Below are 17,949 nucleotides of genomic sequence, written 5' to 3'. Positions count from 1 at the left end.
AGACAATGATGGAAAACATTACCCATGAGTCTGTTGCGGCCGGTGTGGTCGCTCCGGAGCCGACACCTGAGGAAGCGGCCCAGCTTGAACAGCTCTACAAGGACTTCGATAAGGAAAACCTGATCCCCTTGTGGACGGAGATCGGGGACCTGATGCCGATGGTCCCAACCCCCAAGGCCGTGCCGCATGTGTGGCGCTGGGATGATCTGTATCCGCTGGCCGCCCGCGCCGGTGACCTGGTGCCCGTGGGCCGCGGCGGAGAACGCCGCGCTATTGCCCTGGCGAACCCCGGCCTTGCCGGCACCCCATACGCCACACCTACGCTGTGGGCGGCAATCCAGTATCTCGGCGGCCGGGAAACGGCACCGGAACACCGCCACTCCCAGAACGCGTTCCGCTTCGTCGTCGAGGGCGAGGGGGTGTGGACCGTGGTGAACGGGGACCCCGTGCGGATGTCCCGCGGCGACTTCCTGCTCACCCCGGGCTGGAACTTCCACGGCCACCACAACGACACCGACGAGCCGATGGCCTGGATCGACGGGCTGGACATCCCGTTCGTGCACTACGCCGACGCCGGCTTCTTCGAGTTCGGCACCGAACGCGTCACCGACGAAGCCACCCCGGACATCTCCCGCTCCGAACGCCTCTGGGCCCACCCCGGCCTCCGCCCGCTCTCCGGCCTCGACGACACCACCAACTCCCCCATCGCCGCCTACCGCTGGAAGTACACCGACGCAGCGCTCCGCGAACAGCTCCTGTTGGAGGACGAAGGCCACCCCGCCACGGTCGCCCAGGGCCACGCCGCGGTCCGCTACACCAACCCGACCACAGGCGGGGATGTGATGCCCACCATCCGGGCCGAGTTCCACCGCCTCCGCGCCGGCGCCACCACCGAACCCCTCCGCGAGGTGGGCTCCAGTGTCTGGCAGGTCTTCGAAGGCACCGGATCCGTGGTCCTGAACGGCGAAACCAAGCAACTGGCCAAGGGCGACCTGTTCGTCGTCCCGTCCTGGCAGCAATGGTCCCTGGAAGCCGGGACGGAGTTCGACCTCTTCCGCTTCAGCGACGCTCCCATCTTCGAACGCCTGAATTTCAACCGAACCTACATCGAAGGACGCACCAAGTAATGAGACTCCTTACCCTCCGCACCGAAGACGGCACCAAAGCGGTGCGCCAGGACGGCGACGCCCTCACCGAGATCCCAGGGTTCGCCGACGTCGGCGCTCTCCTGCAGGACCCGAACTGGGAAACCACCGCTGCGGCGGCCAGCGGCGCAACGCACGCCCTGGACGGCGCCGACCTCGCCGCCGTCGTCCCCTCCCCCGGCAAGATCATCTGCGTGGGCCACAACTACCGCAACCACATCAAGGAAATGGGCCGGGAAGTCCCCGAGTACCCCACCCTGTTCGCCAAGTACGCCGAATCCCTCATCGGGCCCAACGATGACCTCGCCCTGCCCCAGGAATCCGACGCAGTGGACTGGGAAGCCGAACTCGCCGTCGTCATCGGCAAGCCCGGCCGCCGCATCAGCGAAGCCGACGCCGCGGACCACATCGCCGGCTACGCCGTCCTGAACGACGTGTCCATGCGCGATTACCAGTTCCGCACCATACAGTGGCTGCAGGGAAAGACCTGGGAAAAGTCCACCCCGTTCGGCCCCGCCCTGGTCACCAAGGACGAATTCAGTGCCGGGCCGCTGATGACCTCGGCCGTGGACGGTGAGGTGCAGCAGAGCACCCCCACCGGCGACCTGGTGTTCACCCCCGAATTCCTGGTCTCCTACATCTCCACCATCATCACCCTGAACCCGGGCGACGTGATCGCCACCGGCACCCCCGGCGGCGTGGGCCACGCCCAGGACCCCAAGAGGTACCTGCAGGAAGGCCAGGTCCTGGTCACCACCATCGAAGGACTCGGCCAGCTGACCAACCGCGTGGTCAAGGAAGCCTGATGGTCGCCCGCCACGACCAAGCCACCGACCCGCGCCTGCAGGAACAACTCCTGCAGGCGCGGCGGGGCACCGCCTTTTTCGCCCGCAAGCTCAACGAGCTCACCGACGCAGAACTGGACGGCGACTCGCTGCTGCCCGACTGGACCCGCCGGCATATCGTGGCGCACGTAGGGTACAACGCCCGCGCGATCGCACGTCTGGTCGAATGGGCAGCCACCGGAGTCGAAACACCGATGTACCCCTCCCCCGAGGCGCGCAACCACGAGATCAACTTTGGCGCCACCCTCTCCCCCATCGCGCTGCGGAACCTTTTCGATCACTCCGCGGTACATCTGTCCGTCGAGTGGCGTGACCTGCCGGACCCGGCATGGCAGCACGAAGTCCGCACTGCGCAGGGACGTGCCGTTCCCGTCTCCGAAACGGCATGGATGCGCACTAGGGAAGTCTGGATCCACGCAGTCGATCTGAACAACGGGGCCACCTTCAACGACATCCCCGCACCCGTCCTCGAGCGCCTCCTCCGGGACATCACCGGCGCCTGGAAAACCCGCGGCACCGACACGGGCCTCATCGTAGAGGTCTCCGGCCAGCCCCAAACAATGACCTTCGGGGACACCGGCGCAGCCCACGCAACGGTCATCGCCGGCTCTTTGCCCGCCATCACTGAATGGGCAGCAGGCAGAGGCGCCAACGGTGTGACAGTGGAAGGTCCTGGCGCCAACGGCGCAGTTCCTGCTGCCCCGAAGTGGATCTAGGCCAGAAAGGGCTTTTGCGATGACGAGAATGCTGATTATTGGACCTCCCGGTTCCGGAAAAGGAACCCAGGCGGAGCGGATCTCGGGGCGCCTCGGCGTTGTGGCGATCTCCACCGGAGATATCTTCCGCGCCAACGTGAAGGGCGAAACTCCGCTTGGCATCGAGGCCAAGAAGTACATGGACAACGGCGACTTCGTTCCGGACAGCGTCACCAACAAGATGGTCCGCGACCGCCTGAGCGAGGCCGACGTCGAAAGCGGCTTTGTGCTCGACGGCTACCCCCGCACCACCGCGCAGGTGGATTACCTGGACGAGATCCTCGCCAAGGGCGACGAGAAGCTGGACGTCGTCCTGCAGCTGACGGCCGACGACGAGGAACTGGTCCACCGCCTCCTGGGCCGGGCCAAGGAAACGGGCCGGAGCGACGACAACGAAGCCGTCATCCGCCACCGCCTGGACCTGTACCACGAGCAAACCGAAGTCGTCGTGGCCAGATACGCCGAGCGCGACATCCTCACCCAGGTGGACGGCATCGGCCCGATCGACGAAGTGACTGACCGCGTGATGCAGGTCCTCAAAGCGGCACAGGCAGCCTGATTCAACTCGGCCGTGGCTCTTGGTGACGCTTTCCTAATTCGGAGTGAGGCAGGGCTTGGATCACTCGCCCTTAGGAAGCGCTCTTCCTTCCAGATATCTGGCTCGAATGAAGGTCCAGCTGACCTGGTGTCGGGCTATTGCCTCCTGTTTCACTTGCCTTGACCTTCAAACATCCTGCATCCGAATAGAGCACACCCAAATCTTACGTCTGGCAGCCGCTGAAGCACCCCGTCGCCTTCGCACGCTGCGCTCCTACTGCTCTGCGAGTCTGACCTAGTTGAGTGTTCTGTGGATGCTTGATATCCCGTGGAACCGGGCTCCAATGGCCGAGACGGCGATGGTCGGGTGGCTTCGGAACGCACCAAATCCCCAGCGCCGCCGGCAGGAAATGTGTGCGGCGGAGCCTACGTCAAAACTGGAAAACCTAATCTTGGCTCCGGCTCTGGGACATGCTCCGGATGCCGCCTGGCTGACACGCAGTGCCGGGCCGCTCACATCGAGTGCCCGGCACTGTGCGTGCTCCGTTTCCGGATTTATTGAAAGGTCGTGAATTTCTGGGCGGTGTCTTTTGTAACGACTTCGGTGCCGGTATCGATCCGGGGCTCAAACTTGTCTCCGCGCGCGGCTGCGGCGGCCGTGGTCACCGCGGTGGTGCCCATTTTTTTCGGGAACTGGGCGATGCTGGCTGTTTCCGTGCCGGCCAGGATGGCATTGGCCTCATCCGGAAGTGCGTCGAAGCCCACGAGCAGCAGGCCCGGCTTGAACGGATCAGACTTCTTGCGGGCTTCGATGGCGCCCAGGACGGGCGGTCCGCAGGCGCTGTAGATCGCGTCCACGTCGGGGTTGGAGGCGGCGAAGGCCTGCATGACGTTTACGCCCTTGGTCTGGTCGCATTCGGTGGCCAGAGTGTTGACGACCTTGATGTCCGTGCCTTTGAGTGCGTCCAGGACGCCATTGACTCGTGCGTCCAGGGCCGGGACACCGGGGATGCCGGACATGATGGCCAGCGTTCCCTTGTTTTTGAGCTGTTCGGCAAGGTATTTGCCGGCCTGGCTGGCTCCGGCGTAGTTGTCGGTTCCGACGTAGCTGGAGGCTCCCTTCCAGCCGCCCAGGTCGTCGTTGACCAATACGATTTTGACGCCCTGGCTGACTGCGCGGTCCAGGGCCGGCTGGACCTGCGGGCCGATGGGTGCGACCACGATGGCGTCGGCGCCGCGGGTGACCATGCCTTCGATCGCGGTGATCTGCGGCTGTGCGTCGACTCCGTTGCCGGGGGCATCGACGCCCAGGAATTCGATGTCGTCCTTGGGCATGGCGGCGATGCCCTCGCTCATGGCGTTGAAGTAGGCGTTGGTGGTCTTGAGGATGACCCCGACTTTGGGTTTGCTCTGCCCGTCCGTGGCCGCGGAACTTCCGCCGCCGCATGCGGTCATGGACAAGGCAAGAGATCCGACCAGCACGCCGGCCGCAAGCCATTTAGCTTGTTTCATGTGATTCTCCTGGTGGTTAAGTGGATGAGTCTGATTTTTCGGAGGCCGCCGCTGTTGCATCAGCGCCCCCGGAGGATGAGTGAGACAATGCGTTCGTGGGTTTCGGCGCTGGAGATCTCTCGCCAACGACCCTCCCTCAGCGCAGGACGATGGCCCGTCGGCGACTTCGATGACGCCGTCGAACTGGGGGGAAGATGACGGAGACACCCTGCTGGGAAGGGTCTTGATTAGGTCAAGCACCTGCCGTGTCTCACGGAGGCCCAGTGCCGCGGTGGGCTCGTCGAGCAGGACGACCTGCTTGGCGAACGCAACGGTCCGGCCACTGCGATGGCATTGCGCCGCTGTGTTTTCGTGACCGCTGGCCGTGGGACTCAGACAGCAAGCGACGTGCCACGAGCCACCGATGTCATTAGCTTCGTTAGGGCTTTCATGTCGCCAGCCACTTCCTGGAGGGAGGGGACATCGACGGCCGCACCGTTCTCGAGAACACGCTGGGTGGCTCTGATGACTTTTGCGATAGACACGCCTTGGGAAACTCCGCATCCGCCGACTAGGTTTCCGTTTTCAATATTCAGAACAAGCAAGCCGCCCGGCTGGTCAAGTTGTCCGAATACGAGTTCCTCAGAGTTGAGTCCAACGTATCCAGTGGATTGCATGCTGAGGTCGTACTGGTCGGACCAGTTCCAAGGTTGGCTCGTGTAGGACGATGCAGTTCCAATCATGTTGGCAGCCGCCACCGCACCTTGTTCACCGGCGGCTTTCCAGCATTCCAGTCTGTGGCCACGTTGTTCCGGTAACAGTCTCATTCGTACGGCATCACCCGCAGCATAAACATGGGGATTGGATGTCTGCCCTTGGGCGTCCACGAGGATTCCGTCATCCACGAGCAAGCCCGCCTCTGAGGCTAGAGAATCGCGTGGGCTTACGCCGATCCCCACGACTACGGTGTCAGCTGCCAGCGTCTCGCCATTGCTCAGACGGACACCAGTGACGTGGTCGTCTTCGACCGTGTACTCGACCGGAACAACCGAAGTCAGTATTCTGACTCCGTGCTTCCGGTGTTCGTCCGCGATGGCCTCAGCTATGACCTCCGGGACGTTGCGGCCCAGTATCCGGGGCCCGACCTCGATGACAGTGACATCGTGTCCGAGCGAGCGCGAGCTTGCCGCCACCTCCAGCCCAATTACGCCGCCTCCGATGATGACGAGATGGTGCGAAGCGTCCAGGGACGCTTTGATTTCGCGGGCATCGACCATATCGCGCAGGTAGTGGATCCCCCGGGCGGTGCTGCCGGGAAGCGTCAGGCGGCGAGGTTCTGCCCCGGTAGCCAACAACAGCTTGTTGAATGACACAATCTCGCCAGTGGCTGTGGTAATTTTCTGGGTGTCCGGGTCCAAGCCGGTGACCTTTCTGCCGAGAAGGACGCGAAAGCGTTCCAAGTCCTCGACGTGACCGAGGAGCTGCGGCAGAGCGTATCCGGTTCCCCGCAGCACGGCTTTTGACAGCGTGGTGCGGTCGTAGGGGGCGATTTCTTCTTCGGTTATGAGCGTGACTTGCCCGCTGCCCGGGTCGCCGAGGAGAGTTTCCACTGCGGCAGCGGCAGCCGGCCCTCCGCCCACGATTACATAGTGGTCGGCTTCCTGTTGAACGTTCATGACTGAGTTCCCGGGAATTGGACTTCGATGGTTTCCCCGGTCACGCGCACGGGATAGGTGGCAATGGGTTCGTGGGCGGGGGCTCCCTTGGCAGCTCCGTTGCGAACGTCGAATCGGCCCTGATGTTTGGGGCACTCAATGACGTTCCCGAAGACAAAGCCTTCGCACAGGCGCGCATATTCGTGAGAGCAAATTCCATGGCTGGCGAAGTAGCCGGCTTTCGTCTGATAAACGGCGACGGGCTGCCCGTCGACTTCCGCTTCGATCACGTCGTCTTCCTCGAGCTCATCAGTCGAGGCAACGGCGATCCAGTTGTTTTCAGTGCTCATTTTTTCTCAGCCGCCAGTTCTTTTCCAGCCTCCGTTGCAGCCTTCACGGCTTCCTCCGGGGAGATGGGAAGGGGTCGCATGATGAAATAGCTCGGGTCTTTTTTTTGCCGCCATAGAGCCGGAAGCATTTCCCTCCACGCTGCCCATGTGGATGTGTAGGCCGGGGGCAGTCATGTTCGATCTTTCCGTACAGGGCTGGAAGCGCGTGGAACGGAACGGTGGGATTCATGTGGTGCTCGACGTGATAGGTCATGTTCCAAGCGAGAAACCTGTTGATGGGATTGGTGAGTATGGTTCTCGTGTTCTGGCGCCAGTCAGGGACTTCCGTCGCCAAACCCACATGCTGGGGGAGCGTAATCCATGCGTGCAACCCCGATCCGACGAAACGGGCGGCGAAGACGAACAGGATCGGCCACCATGTCTGGAAAATCACTGCTGCGGCGATGACGGCGACGTAGACAGCTACGCAGGCCGTAGCGGACCGCCGGATGGTCGCGTGTTCGCTGACCGGGACGAATCGCTTGGCTAGGACGTCAGGGCCAAACATGTTCCGAACGCTGTCCCACAGCCAGCTGGGAACAAAACGCAGCCGTAGCAGGTCCATAGCCAGGAAGCGGAAGTGGGGCGGCGGTTCGAGCACGATCTCCGGATCGATGTTCGGGTAATTGGTGTAAGTGTGGTGGCCGGCGTGGAGCCAGCGGTCACGGATGGGCTCCTTGAAGGCCAACAGGCCGGCAATGTAGTGCACCGTCTCGTTCAGCCAAGAGCTGCGGAACGCTGTGCGGTGGTGAGTCTCGTGCAGTATGGCTTCACTGAAGCAGTACACAGTGGAATAAGCCAGAAATGACACGACCCTCGCCCACACCGGCAGCACGTCAAGCACGGCAAAGGTAGCAAAGAACCCGAGCGCGCCGGCGTAGGTACCGAACCAGACCAGACCCTGCCAGTTGGTTCTGCCCTGTAGTTTTTTCATTGTTTTCTTTTCGAGCTTCACGCGGTACCAGAGCGGCTCGGACATGTCCGGTTGGGTGCTCACTAGCAATTCCTCATTTCATATCCCGTGCGGGTGGTGGTGTCGCTCATGACGCTCCTACGGTGGCCGTGTTGTCGTTTCCCACAAAGGGAAAGTCGTTTTTGGGTGGCATGAATCACACTGTAGGCGCAAATGGTGCACCGGTCTACCATTTACTCAAATTGGCTAACCATTCCTAGAATTAATGGCTGACCGGTTGCCCATTAGTGCGGATCGGCCTAGCATGAGAGCTTGTACGGGCACTCTCGCCTGGCGAGATCACACGCGAAGAGGAACGAATGTCCCCCGAATCGCTTGTTCATGCTCGGACGCCGTGGCCGGTTCGGCATCATCGGGGGCGGCCCGGGGAGGCAGCGGCGCACTATGCCCAGGCAGCCCGTTCCGTGGGTGCCGCCTTCATTACAAGTGTTCCAGTCTTTGTCGTCGAGTCCGGGACGTACATGGTCTGAGCGACAACCTTCGCGTCTGCAGCCAGGCATCTGACGCGCACCGGCGGCCGGTCATCGAGGGAGAACCGGCCGCCGTGAGCCGGTGCTCACCTCAGAGGAAAAGCAAAGAACACCCGCATGATGATCTACAGCTTCCGCTTAGCATGCCCACAACCAGCATTGGACATTAAACGTGAATTCGACGACGACACGGAAACAAGAGCTTTCCTGGACGGAACTGTGGCCAGACAGCGCAGCCAGCCCCGGATGGTCCCACTCCGGCATAGCTGTTCTTCAGGACGGCACAGTCGTGTTCGCCCACCCGGAAGGACGGCGGCTCGTATTTCTCGACGAGAAGTCAGGCACCACCAGGACAGTTCAAACCGAACTCACCGAGATGCACTCCATTACTCCGATCACAGAAGATGGAGAAGAGGTGCTCTGGATCGCGGACAACGGACACAAGTTCATACCCACCGGTGACAGCTACGCCGGCCACCTCGCCCCGGGCCGCGCGGTCAAAGTAAATCTTCTGGGCGAAATCGTGCAGGAACTGAAGACCCCGGCACTCAAGGAATACACGCGCGAGGGGTGGGGGCCCACATCAATATCCGTCGAACCCGGAAAATCCTCCCAGGCCGGGCGGATCTGGGTCGCCGACGGCTACGGCGCCAGTCTCGTACACTGCTTCGATCCCTTCGGGGAACACCTGTTCAGCCTGGACGGAACGGAGTCCGGCACCCGGTTCAACACACCTCACGGAATCCTCATTGATGCCCGCAATCACGATTCAGAATTGTACATCGCCGACAGGACAAATCAACGAATCGTGGTTTTCTCAACGGCCGGTCACTATCGCCGGTCAATCACAGACGCAAGTTTCACCAGCCCTTCCAGCCTCGCCCGGTGGGGCACCAAAATCCTGATCACCGAGCTCCACGGCGCAATCACAGTCCTTGACGAAAAGGACAGGGCCTCGGACCTCCTTCAAAGCGAGGATGAGCATTTCTCACGGCGGGGATGGCCGAATCTAGAGCTAGACAACAAAGTCCGGAGGCCCCACCTCCATACCGGCATCCTGAACAGCCCCCATGGAATAGCAACGTCCCCCGCGGGGGACATATATCTGACTGAATGGCTCATCGGAGGACGTCAACTCAAGATTGCCTTGGTCTAGCCAGAGGATTATCTGCCCACAATGGGATGGACAAGTTGATTCCCAATTCGTTTACGCCACGAGTCCCGCTCGGGCCCGCAAGTCTCGACGTTTTCCAGGCCTGGCTCCTGCTTGCTGCCGGGCGTTTGTTGGCAACGAATAGCAGAAATTCAAAAAGCTGAGCCAGATCCTTAGGTTCGGGGTCCGAGGCTGGTGGACAACATCAAGAACGGTCAGGCCTTGACCAGTGAGGCGAGAGCCAGGAATGGGCAATTCTTTTCGTCATGTTTCCGTGGCCGGACGCCCGGAACACTTCCTGCGGGACTCCTGACGTCCAGGGTTCCCCTGCCTAAACCCCACCGGGTAAGTGCGGCAAGAGTGCCTTCTACAGTCAGGGTCCGACGCGGCATGGCCCCTTTTTCGAACACGGCTGTTAGCTTTTCCGCGGGGCAGGTTAGACGGTAGATATCGGCACGTTCTGTGGTTTGCAATAGCAGTTGGGGTTGTTCGTTCGCCTCATCGGATCTGTCATCCCAGTCGTCCATCACATTGCGGAAGAGGCGGTCCAGGAGCTGCGGCGGAAGGTCCTCGAACCTTGCACCGGTGTTGAGGTCGACTGCATGAACCCACACTTCAAAGGCTCGTCCCCACACTGTGTCGGCCACGTGGAGTGGCCGTTGGCCTTCTTGTTCCAGTGACGTATCCCATTTGTCGTCCGGAAGATCTCGCCATTCGACATTCAGGTGGACGGCTGCGTGGGCGTGAAGGTTGCGTAGAGCGGCGTCGGGCAGGGTTGCACCGTAGTCGATATCGTGGGCATCGTCGTGGTTCGCTGCTTTCACTTCGGTCTCGCTGCGGCGCACTTCTTCGAGAAGATGGGCCAGGTAGCGGGCGTTGTAACCGACGTGGGCCACCACGTGTCCCCGGCTCCAGCCGGAGAGCAAGGACGGTCCGCCAATGTCCTGGGCCGTTAGCTGAGCCAGTTGGCGGGAAAAGTAAGCCGTTCCACGCCGGGCCAGCAACAACGACTCCTTTATCTGCGGGTCTTCGACCAGGTCGTACCGGGCAACCATGTCGCTCCTTCAGCCGCGGCTACCGGGCAGGAACCGGCCGGCCTCCGGGAAGTAGGTGCGCTGGAAATGAAGGCGTTCGACGATCGGCGCGTCCGAGAATCGGAACAGGTCGAACTGTTCATCGGCCTCCAGGGACCATGCCACCCAGGAGGGAACAACGAATATGTCTCCCCGGACAAGTTCGGTGGCGTCCCCGTTGAGGATGACCCTGCCCGAGCCTTCGAATACCTGCCAGATGGAGGAACCGACCTCTTGACGGGTCGCCGTCTTGGTACCCGTCCGAAGACGGTGGAACTCGCAGCGGATCGTTGGCAGGACATCTCCGCCGTTGGTGGGATTCGTGTATTTGATTGCAGCGTGTCCTGGTTCCACCGTGGCGGGGTGGCCTTCGTCCTCAAGAGCCAGCTGTTCCGCCAGTGCGCGGTCTGTGTACTCCCACCGGTAGGCGGCTATCGGGGTTGAGACCTGTTCCTGTTGTGACACCAACGGTGTCAGGCCGGGGTGGGCCCACATTCGTTCCGAACGGGAGATCTCCGGGGTGGCCTCATCAGTGACCCTTTCGGAGCCGAATTCGAAGAACCCGAGGTCCATGTCGTGGGCGAAGGGCACGTCCAGTCCGTCGATCCAGGCCATGGGTTGGTCCGTGTCGTTGTGGTGGCCGTGGAAGTTCCAACCCGGGGTCATCAGCAGATCTCCCCGACGCATGGCGACCGGGTCGCCGTTGACGACGGTCCAGACGCCCTCGCCTTCGACGACGAATCGGAATGCGTTTTGGGCATGGCGGTGTTCGGGGGCCGTCTCGTGAGGTCCGAGCCACTGGATGGCGCACCATAAGGTGGGTGTGGCGTAGGCGGTAGGGGCGAGCCCGGGGTTGGTCAGCCCGATCGCCCGGCGTTCCCCGCCCCGCCCCACGGGCACGAGATCGCCGGCTCGTTCAGCGATGTCCACCAACTCCGACCACTTCCACACGAACGGCACGGCGGCCGGTTTTGGCGCCAGGGGCATCAGGTCATTGGTTTGCGTCCACAGCGGTGACGTCGAGTTGCGGGCAAAGTCGGCATAGAGCTGTTCGAGGGCTTCGCTGGGCTCCGGTTGTCCCTCGGCAATGGGGGGCGCCTCGGTCAGGTTTGGGTCAGTCATGGTCTTCTTCCTTCCGGAACGATATGCAGTGCGGGATCGGGTAGGCCTGGGGGCCGGCGGGAACCGTCCGCGATGCCCCGTGCAGTTCAAATGGGACAGCACGTCAGCCGGGGGCAAATGCTGACCTGCTTCATGGCCACTGCGTCGATACGGGATGTTCCTCTATTGCCGTGGGAGAGCATGCACTTGATGGCGCGCTCCGGGACGGTCGGCGTACGCGACGGCGATGCGGGCGGTGGTCTGCACCTCGAGGGCGCCGATTTTCTCAATCGTCAACCGAACCTTTGAGCCGTCAGTCAGGGGCCCGACACCTGCCGGGGTGCCGGTGGCAATGACGTCACCTGGATGCAGGGTCATGACCGAGCTCGCGTACGAGACCAGCTCAGCGATACCAAAAATGAGTTCCGAAGTGTTTGTGTCCTGGCGCAGTTTGTCGTCCACCCAGCATTGAAGTGAAAGGCTGTCCGCGTCTCCAACCTCATCAGCGGTGACTATCCACGGTCCCATTGGTGTGAAGGTGTCGAATGATTTCCTGGTTGATCGGTCCTCGGTGGAGCGCACTGTGATGTCCAACAGGCCGGTATAGCCAAAGACGTAATCCAGTGCTTCTTCCGCTCCGACGTTCCGGGCAGTACGGCCGATCACGATGGCAAGTTCGCCCTCCTGATCAGTTCGTTTGTCAGTGTAGGGAAGCTCGATCTCGTCCCCTGGCCCGATTACGGAGCTGTTGGCCTTGAGGAAAACGCCGTATTCGGCGATGGTCTTCTGCTCTGCCATCTCCTCCTTGTGGTCAAGGTAGTTCACGGGGGCGGCGATGATCTTGCCTGGGCGTGACAACGGGGCCCCCAGCCGGGTGTTGTTCAAGGGCTGCTGCGGGCAGGCGGTGAGATCAAGCTGCCGGAGTTCTGCAGCGGTTCCCCCTTGTTCCAGCCAGGGGAGCCACGGCCCGCCGTGGCGGCCGGCGCGGGTGGGCAGGAGATCGGTGACGTCGTAGATGACCGTGTCGGTGACAATCGCGGCGCGATCGCCGTTAAGGACGGCTAGTTTCATGATGATGTTCCTTCGGTGAGGATCAGGAGACCGTTGAGGTAAGGAGTGTCAGTGTGGGTTCACACCAAGGGCGGGCACAGGTCCAGATAATCGCTGGGCCACACGTCACGTAAGGTCACCGGTTGTCCGCCCTTTTCCACGGAGAGCTCGATGGCTTCAACTGTTGCGATCGTCTCCAGGGTCCATGCCGTTGGGAGCAGTTCGCGCCCTTGCCTGACCATTGCCAGGAACTGACGCATCAGGCCCCGGTAGTTCGCGGGCTGGACCCTGAAGTCCAGGTTGGCCCAGACTCTTTCTCCCACCATCTGGGCGCGCCACTGGTATTGCTTATCGTTGAGCAGGGCGATCATCCCCCGGCGTCCGTCGCTGAGCTGGACAATGACGTTGTCCAGCTCCTCTGTGCGATGAGCCTCGACCTGGGCGATGCCGGGTCCCATGAGGGCATGGAAGATTTCAACCGGGTGGATGGCGTAGTAGTAGGGGTTCAGGGATTTTTCGTCCGGGAAGGGTCCGGTCCTTGGTCCCCCGACGAACCCCGTACGCAGCGGACGCTGGATCGGCAGATCTGCCAGGCAAGGGTCGTACCTGAAATGAGAACATGACATCAATGGCACACCCTTGGCCTTGGCCAACGAGACGAGTTCGCAGGCCTCTCTCAGGCTGTTTGAGAGCGGCTTGTCAATGAAGACGGGAATCCCTGCCTCAATAGCGAGCCGGCCGTACTTGTAGTGCGCATCGCCGTACCGGTTCAAGATCATGACTGCGTCCACGTCGGTCAGGGCTTCCTCCGCGGAACCGACCACTTCGGGTATCAGAAACTGCTCTGCCTTGTCTTTGGTAATAGCAGAATCTTCGCCCCAGACCTTCGTGAATCGGGCGGACTCGTAGTGTTCTGAATACGGGAGGTTTACCTCTCGCGGAAAGTACGCGCTGTGGTGGCTGTCAGTGCCGATTAAGCCGATTTTGATCATTGCTGTTCTCCTCGCTGGTGGGATCTTTAGCGTTCCCTGGGGGCGTTTATTTGGACGGAGTAATCTTGTGCAGCCCGTCCCGGATTTCCGACATAGCCGCGATGTAGCCCCGCCATCCCATGCCTGCGATGTATAGGTCGGCGATTGAAGTGAAGAGGTCCGGCCTGCGGCCTCCCTCGTACTTTTCGCGGGCGGCCAGGTGCACGATGGCTGTGGGCATGTCGGCGTCCGATATGGCGTCGTAGATGGCGTGACCTTGGGTCGTTAGGCCGGCCGGGTTGAAAATGATCCCCGAGCTGTCGTCCTGGTGGGATTGGAGCCAATCGATGAGGGCGCCTTCATGGTTCGATTGAAACTGCTGAACCTCCACGCCGATCTCATCGGCGTGGTTCTTGATCTTGGTCTCGATCTCGGCCAGAGTCATCCGGCCGTACTTCTCGGGTAGACGCTGTCCCAGTCGGTTTAGATTGGGGCCCTGCATGATGAGTATCTTCATGGAAATCGGCTATTCCTTGGTCGGTTCAAAGTGCCTGCGAAGCGCTGGCTGCTCGGATGTGCTCGATGAATGCTTGGGTCTGCATCCAAGGCTTTGGACGTTGTGGGGGTACCAAGCCAAATAGTGCATGCCTCAGTCGGGTATCCAGCCGCCGTCGACGTCGATCGTTTCACCGGTCACGTACGAGGCTTTGTTGCTGAGCAGGAAGAGGACAACTTCGACAAGCTCCTCGGGGTCCGCAGGGCGGCCCAGCGGAATCTGCGAAACGATCCTCGCGACCGCGCTCTTGTTCATGGACCCTTGCATCCCGAACCCGATCTGGCCCGGAGCGACGCCGTTGCATCGAATTCCTCTGGGCCCAAGTTCGCGAGCTGCAGACATCGTCAGGTTGTGAAGAGCTGCCTTGGATGCCGAGTAGTGCGCACCGGCCGGCGAGGGTATGCCGAAGTCATATTCATCCGGTCCGGATGAACCTGTCTTGGCCACGAGCGACAGGAAATTCACGATGCTCGACCCTGCGTTGTCTTCGAGGCGGGACCAGGCGTGCTTCATGACAAGGAACGGTGCCGTCAGATTGACTCCGAGGACCAGGTTCCATTCCGCGAGATCAATGTCCTTGATCGGGCGCTTCTTGCCATTGGCTTTTGGCGAGAGGCCAATGCAGTTGACGATGGCATGCAATTTGCCCGTTTCGCCTGAGGCCACTTCAACTGCAGCGGCGGCGCCTTCTTCGGTTGTGAGATCCACCGCGATGCTGCGCTCGGCCTTAATCTCCTGGGCAACGGCTTCCGTTCGGGCCGCATCAACGTCCGCGATGGTGACCGAGTATCCTTCCAGCACCATCCTTGCCGCGAGTAGCTTTCCAACACCGCCGGCTCCGCCGGTTATGAGCGCATTCCGCTCCATGCTGTACCTCCTAATTTATGGGTCCCAGCAGGTCGTGACCGACCTGCTGGGACCGAACTGATGACAGGGATTGCCTCGATGCAGTGCTGGGTCCAGGGACCTGCCTCTGCTACCGGGACACGGTTTCCGGGGTGTGTATTTGGTCCAGTTCCGCCAACGGAATCTTGTAGGTTTCTTTGGCGGTGGCGGCGGCGATCGATGCGATCACGCAGCCCACGAGGACCATAACCGCGACCGGAACCCACCCGGAGGTGCCGGGACCGGCGATGGCCGCGGCGATCGAGGGACCGAAACCGGCGATCGCGAAGCCGATCTGGGTGCCAATTGCCATGCCTGACAGGCGGACGCTTGCCGGGAACATCTCGCCATAGAATGCGGGGAAGACGCCGGTCGAGGCACTATAGAGAACGCCCGACATCAGGACGGCCGCGGCGAAGATCAGCGGCAGGTTGCCGCTGGCGACGGCGCCTAGGTAGGCAAACATCATCACGCCCGGGCCGATCGTGCCAATAATGAAGATCGGTTTGCGGCCGACCCGGTCCGAAAGCATCGCCCACAGCGGGATGGACGCAACCGCAACGACCTGGGTGACGATTCCGACCCAAAGCATGGGGGTTCGTTCGAGTCCGACGGTATTTACCGCAAAGGACAGGGCGAACACGCTGAAGATCGTGCTGACGGTGGAAACCAGGGCGGTCATGACGATACGCAGCACCGACCTCCAGTGATACCGAAGAAGGATCTTCAGCGGCCACTGCGGCGTGGCGCCAGCTTCGGCCTCCTGGACGAATGTCGGCGTCTCGGCCAGCGTTCGACGGAGGATGAGGCCGACGATGACGACGACGGCGCTAAGCAGGAACGGGACCCGCCATCCCCAGGACAGGAGCTGGTCATTGGGCAGCGCCGAGATGGGCAGGAATGAAGCGGTGGCAAGGATCAGGCCAAACTGCGTGCCGGTGAGGGTAAAGCTGGTGTAGAACCCACGCCGGTGCTCCGGGGAGTGCTCCAGCGTCATCGAATTCGCGCCAGCCTGCTCGCCGGAGGCCGCGAAACCCTGCATGAGACGCAATATCACAAGCAGAATCGGGGCCCACGGACCGATCGTGTCGTAACTGGGCAGGCAGCCAATCAAAAAGGTTGACGCGCCCATCAGCAGCACAGTGAAGATCAAGATTCTCTTGCGCCCATATTTGTCGCCGATGTGCCCCAGCACGAACGCGCCAATCGGACGGGCGATATAGGCCACTCCGAACGTTGCCAGGGCCAAGAGTGTGCCAGTGGCCGCGGTGGCCTCGGGGAAGAACACCTTGTTGAAGACCAGGGCCGAGGCGAAGCCGTAGATGAAGAAATCGTAGTACTCAAGGGCACTTCCGATGGCCGCGGCTGCTGCCGCCTTCTTGGGCGTCTTCTTCGGCGCCGCAAGGTCCTGCACGGTGGGTTTACTGCCGTTATTCATGAGACTCCTCTGTCTCTTGGCGGTTCAAGCTTCTGTCCTGATAGAGCAGGTGCCGCGCGTCGCAGGGAAGTATCAACCCCCGACGAGGCGCTTTCTGGATAGTCCGGTCAGTAACCGGTTGACGATCGCGTTGCTAACGAGCCGGTCGCGCGGTACGAAGGGACATCCACGTGGCTGGTAGAAGCGGTGGCAAGGAGTTCGAGTTCTTGCTCGGCGTGACTTCCACCGCTCACTCCACAATATCTATATCTAATACAGTGGTCAAGGGTTAAGCGTATCTAATATAGTGGTTATATCCCCTGTTCCCACCGTACTGATATTCTGGTTTGCAGGCCTTCAGTTCTACTGGACCCTGTTACGCGCGATCAGCGCACGGGGGCGTCCACGGGCCGGTACTGACGAGAAGGTGACTTCAATGAGGAGCAACCATGACCACCGAGATACGCGCTGACGTGACTATCGAGGCCGAGACCACTGAGATCCCGTGGATGTCCCGGGGCGAGACCCTCGCGCGCCGTCTCGCATCCTCGATCCTGAGCGAAGAATTACAGGAGGGAGAGCGGATCGGCACGAAAGCGGAGCTCCGCACTCGGTTCAAAGTTGCCGCCGGCACGCTCAATGAGGCCGTTCGGATCCTCCAGACACAGCAGTTGATCGAGATCAAATCCGGACCTCCGCCCACTGGTGGCGTGTTCGTCGCATCTGGCCGCCCGAGCGTACGCATGCGCAATGCGGTGATGATTCTCCGTCGGGACGAGGTCACGATGGAACAGGCACTTGCAGTCCGTCACGCCCTCGACCCGCTAGTGGCTGAAGAGGCGAGTCGCCATCATCAGGCCAAAGACGCGGCCGCGCTGTGGTCCATCCTGGCGGACATGGAGGATCAGCTCGACGATCCCACAGCCTTCGTCAGGTCGAACTGGGCTCTCCACCGAAGGATGGCCGAAAGCAGCGGAAACCCTGTGTTGACGAGCGTGTACATCGCGCTTTCCGATCTCATCGCGGAATCGCTCGAAGATATCGCGGTGGATGAGAGCTTCCACGAGCGTAAGCGCTCCACCCTCGACTTGCACCGGCGGCTGGTGGAGGCAGTTCTATCAGGGGATCCCCTGAAGGCGATTGAGGTCGCTGTCGAGCACACTCCAGCGGTTCAGACAGTCGCGGCTGCGGACAGCGGACACTAGAACGTTTTGCTAAATTCCGGACAGTGCACACCACGTCTGCGTGTTTCAGAAACCGCTAATACCCGCGTAACGCGACCCTAAATGATTTCTCCCAAAACTGCCGCTTCATAACGCCGTCCGCAACATAGTTTTCGGCACGGTTCGGAGATGGACATTGGCCTTGCAACGGGTATCGATGTCGTGTTCGATGCCGTCATCGGTTCCTCGCTCAGCCCTCAGCCGTGGTGGCCGGGGTGCCTTTCGGGGACCCGCTGCGGATCGTAGTCCACTCAACAAAC

At 61.4% G+C, this 17,949-nt stretch carries 17 protein-coding genes; 6 read left to right on the top strand and 11 right to left on the bottom strand.

Annotated elements, in window-relative coordinates; all coding sequences use genetic code 11:
- The first annotated feature begins 5 nt into the window (after positions 1–5).
- Genes NIBR502772_RS02535 through NIBR502772_RS02520 form a run of 4 tightly spaced genes read left to right on the top strand, consistent with a single transcriptional unit; the run spans position 6 to position 3,304 of the window.
- Positions 6–1,127, top strand: a complete 1,122-nt coding sequence (locus tag NIBR502772_RS02535; protein WP_210412376.1) for a cupin domain-containing protein — start codon at positions 6–8, stop codon at positions 1,125–1,127.
- Positions 1,127–1,951, top strand: a complete 825-nt coding sequence (locus NIBR502772_RS02530) for a fumarylacetoacetate hydrolase family protein (protein ID WP_141138933.1) — start codon at positions 1,127–1,129, stop codon at positions 1,949–1,951. Before NIBR502772_RS02535 ends, NIBR502772_RS02530 begins: the two co-directional genes overlap by 1 nt.
- Positions 1,951–2,706, top strand: a complete 756-nt coding sequence (locus tag NIBR502772_RS02525; protein WP_141138932.1) for a maleylpyruvate isomerase family mycothiol-dependent enzyme — start codon at positions 1,951–1,953, stop codon at positions 2,704–2,706. Before NIBR502772_RS02530 ends, NIBR502772_RS02525 begins: the two co-directional genes overlap by 1 nt.
- Positions 2,707–2,734: 28 nt before the next feature.
- Positions 2,735–3,304 (top strand): adenylate kinase, encoded by a 570-nt coding sequence (locus tag NIBR502772_RS02520; protein WP_210412434.1) that lies wholly within the window; start codon positions 2,735–2,737, stop codon positions 3,302–3,304.
- Positions 3,305–3,837: 533 nt separating this feature from the next.
- On the opposite strand, the gene NIBR502772_RS02515 is transcribed toward NIBR502772_RS02520, so the two are convergent.
- The 4 genes from NIBR502772_RS02515 to NIBR502772_RS02500 form a co-directional block, all read right to left on the bottom strand.
- The gene (locus NIBR502772_RS02515) at positions 3,838–4,794 is read right to left on the bottom strand and encodes a sugar ABC transporter substrate-binding protein (RefSeq protein ID WP_168223474.1); all 957 of its coding nucleotides are present in this window, start codon (positions 4,792–4,794) and stop codon (positions 3,838–3,840) included.
- A 371-nt stretch (positions 4,795–5,165) separates the two neighbouring features.
- Entirely contained in the window at positions 5,166–6,449 is a 1,284-nt protein-coding gene (locus NIBR502772_RS02510; RefSeq protein WP_141138929.1) for an NAD(P)/FAD-dependent oxidoreductase, read from the bottom strand.
- Positions 6,446–6,778, bottom strand: a complete 333-nt coding sequence (locus NIBR502772_RS02505) for a non-heme iron oxygenase ferredoxin subunit (protein WP_141138928.1) — start codon at positions 6,776–6,778, stop codon at positions 6,446–6,448. The genes NIBR502772_RS02510 and NIBR502772_RS02505 overlap by 4 nt, the downstream gene beginning before the upstream one ends.
- A 43-nt stretch (positions 6,779–6,821) precedes the next feature.
- Positions 6,822–7,814: a fatty acid desaturase gene (locus NIBR502772_RS02500; RefSeq protein WP_141138927.1), complete on the bottom strand. Its 993-nt coding sequence runs from the start codon at positions 7,812–7,814 to the stop codon at positions 6,822–6,824.
- A 735-nt stretch (positions 7,815–8,549) separates the two neighbouring features.
- Here NIBR502772_RS02500 and NIBR502772_RS02495 point away from each other — a divergent pair.
- On the top strand, positions 8,550–9,416 hold the full coding sequence (locus tag NIBR502772_RS02495) for a hypothetical protein (RefSeq protein WP_141138926.1): 867 nt from the start codon (positions 8,550–8,552) through the stop codon (positions 9,414–9,416).
- A 212-nt stretch (positions 9,417–9,628) separates the two neighbouring features.
- Here the strand turns inward: NIBR502772_RS02495 and NIBR502772_RS02490 are convergent, their stop codons facing one another.
- The 7 genes from NIBR502772_RS02490 to NIBR502772_RS02460 form a co-directional block, all read right to left on the bottom strand.
- Positions 9,629–10,468 carry a maleylpyruvate isomerase family mycothiol-dependent enzyme gene (locus NIBR502772_RS02490; protein ID WP_141138925.1) on the bottom strand — a complete coding sequence of 280 codons (840 nt, stop codon included), beginning with the start codon at positions 10,466–10,468 and terminating at the stop codon, positions 9,629–9,631.
- 9 nt (positions 10,469–10,477) lie between these two features.
- Positions 10,478–11,608 carry a cupin domain-containing protein gene (locus NIBR502772_RS02485; protein ID WP_141138924.1) on the bottom strand — a complete coding sequence of 377 codons (1,131 nt, stop codon included), beginning with the start codon at positions 11,606–11,608 and terminating at the stop codon, positions 10,478–10,480.
- Between the two features lie 162 nt (positions 11,609–11,770).
- Positions 11,771–12,658: a fumarylacetoacetate hydrolase family protein gene (locus tag NIBR502772_RS02480; protein ID WP_141138923.1), complete on the bottom strand. Its 888-nt coding sequence runs from the start codon at positions 12,656–12,658 to the stop codon at positions 11,771–11,773.
- 59 nt (positions 12,659–12,717) lie between these two features.
- Positions 12,718–13,629, bottom strand: a complete 912-nt coding sequence (locus NIBR502772_RS02475; RefSeq protein ID WP_141138922.1) for a Gfo/Idh/MocA family protein — start codon at positions 13,627–13,629, stop codon at positions 12,718–12,720.
- Between the two features lie 46 nt (positions 13,630–13,675).
- Positions 13,676–14,125, bottom strand: a complete 450-nt coding sequence (locus NIBR502772_RS02470) for a type II 3-dehydroquinate dehydratase (protein ID WP_141138921.1) — start codon at positions 14,123–14,125, stop codon at positions 13,676–13,678.
- 132 nt (positions 14,126–14,257) lie between these two features.
- A complete protein-coding gene (locus NIBR502772_RS02465) occupies positions 14,258–15,031 on the bottom strand; it encodes an SDR family NAD(P)-dependent oxidoreductase (RefSeq protein WP_141138920.1) in 774 nt (257 codons plus the stop codon).
- A gap of 109 nt (positions 15,032–15,140) precedes the next feature.
- On the bottom strand, positions 15,141–16,463 hold the full coding sequence (locus tag NIBR502772_RS02460) for an MFS transporter (RefSeq protein ID WP_246848669.1): 1,323 nt from the start codon (positions 16,461–16,463) through the stop codon (positions 15,141–15,143).
- Positions 16,464–16,915: 452 nt separating this feature from the next.
- On the opposite strand from NIBR502772_RS02460, the gene NIBR502772_RS02455 reads away from it, so the two are divergent.
- Positions 16,916–17,671: a FadR/GntR family transcriptional regulator gene (locus NIBR502772_RS02455; RefSeq protein WP_141138918.1), complete on the top strand. Its 756-nt coding sequence runs from the start codon at positions 16,916–16,918 to the stop codon at positions 17,669–17,671.
- Positions 17,672–17,949: the final 278 nt, after the last annotated feature.

The sequence above is a fragment of the Pseudarthrobacter sp. NIBRBAC000502772 genome (assembly GCF_006517235.1).
Lineage (GTDB): Bacteria > Actinomycetota > Actinomycetes > Actinomycetales > Micrococcaceae > Arthrobacter.
This window is presented reverse-complemented; position numbering and strand designations above follow the sequence as displayed.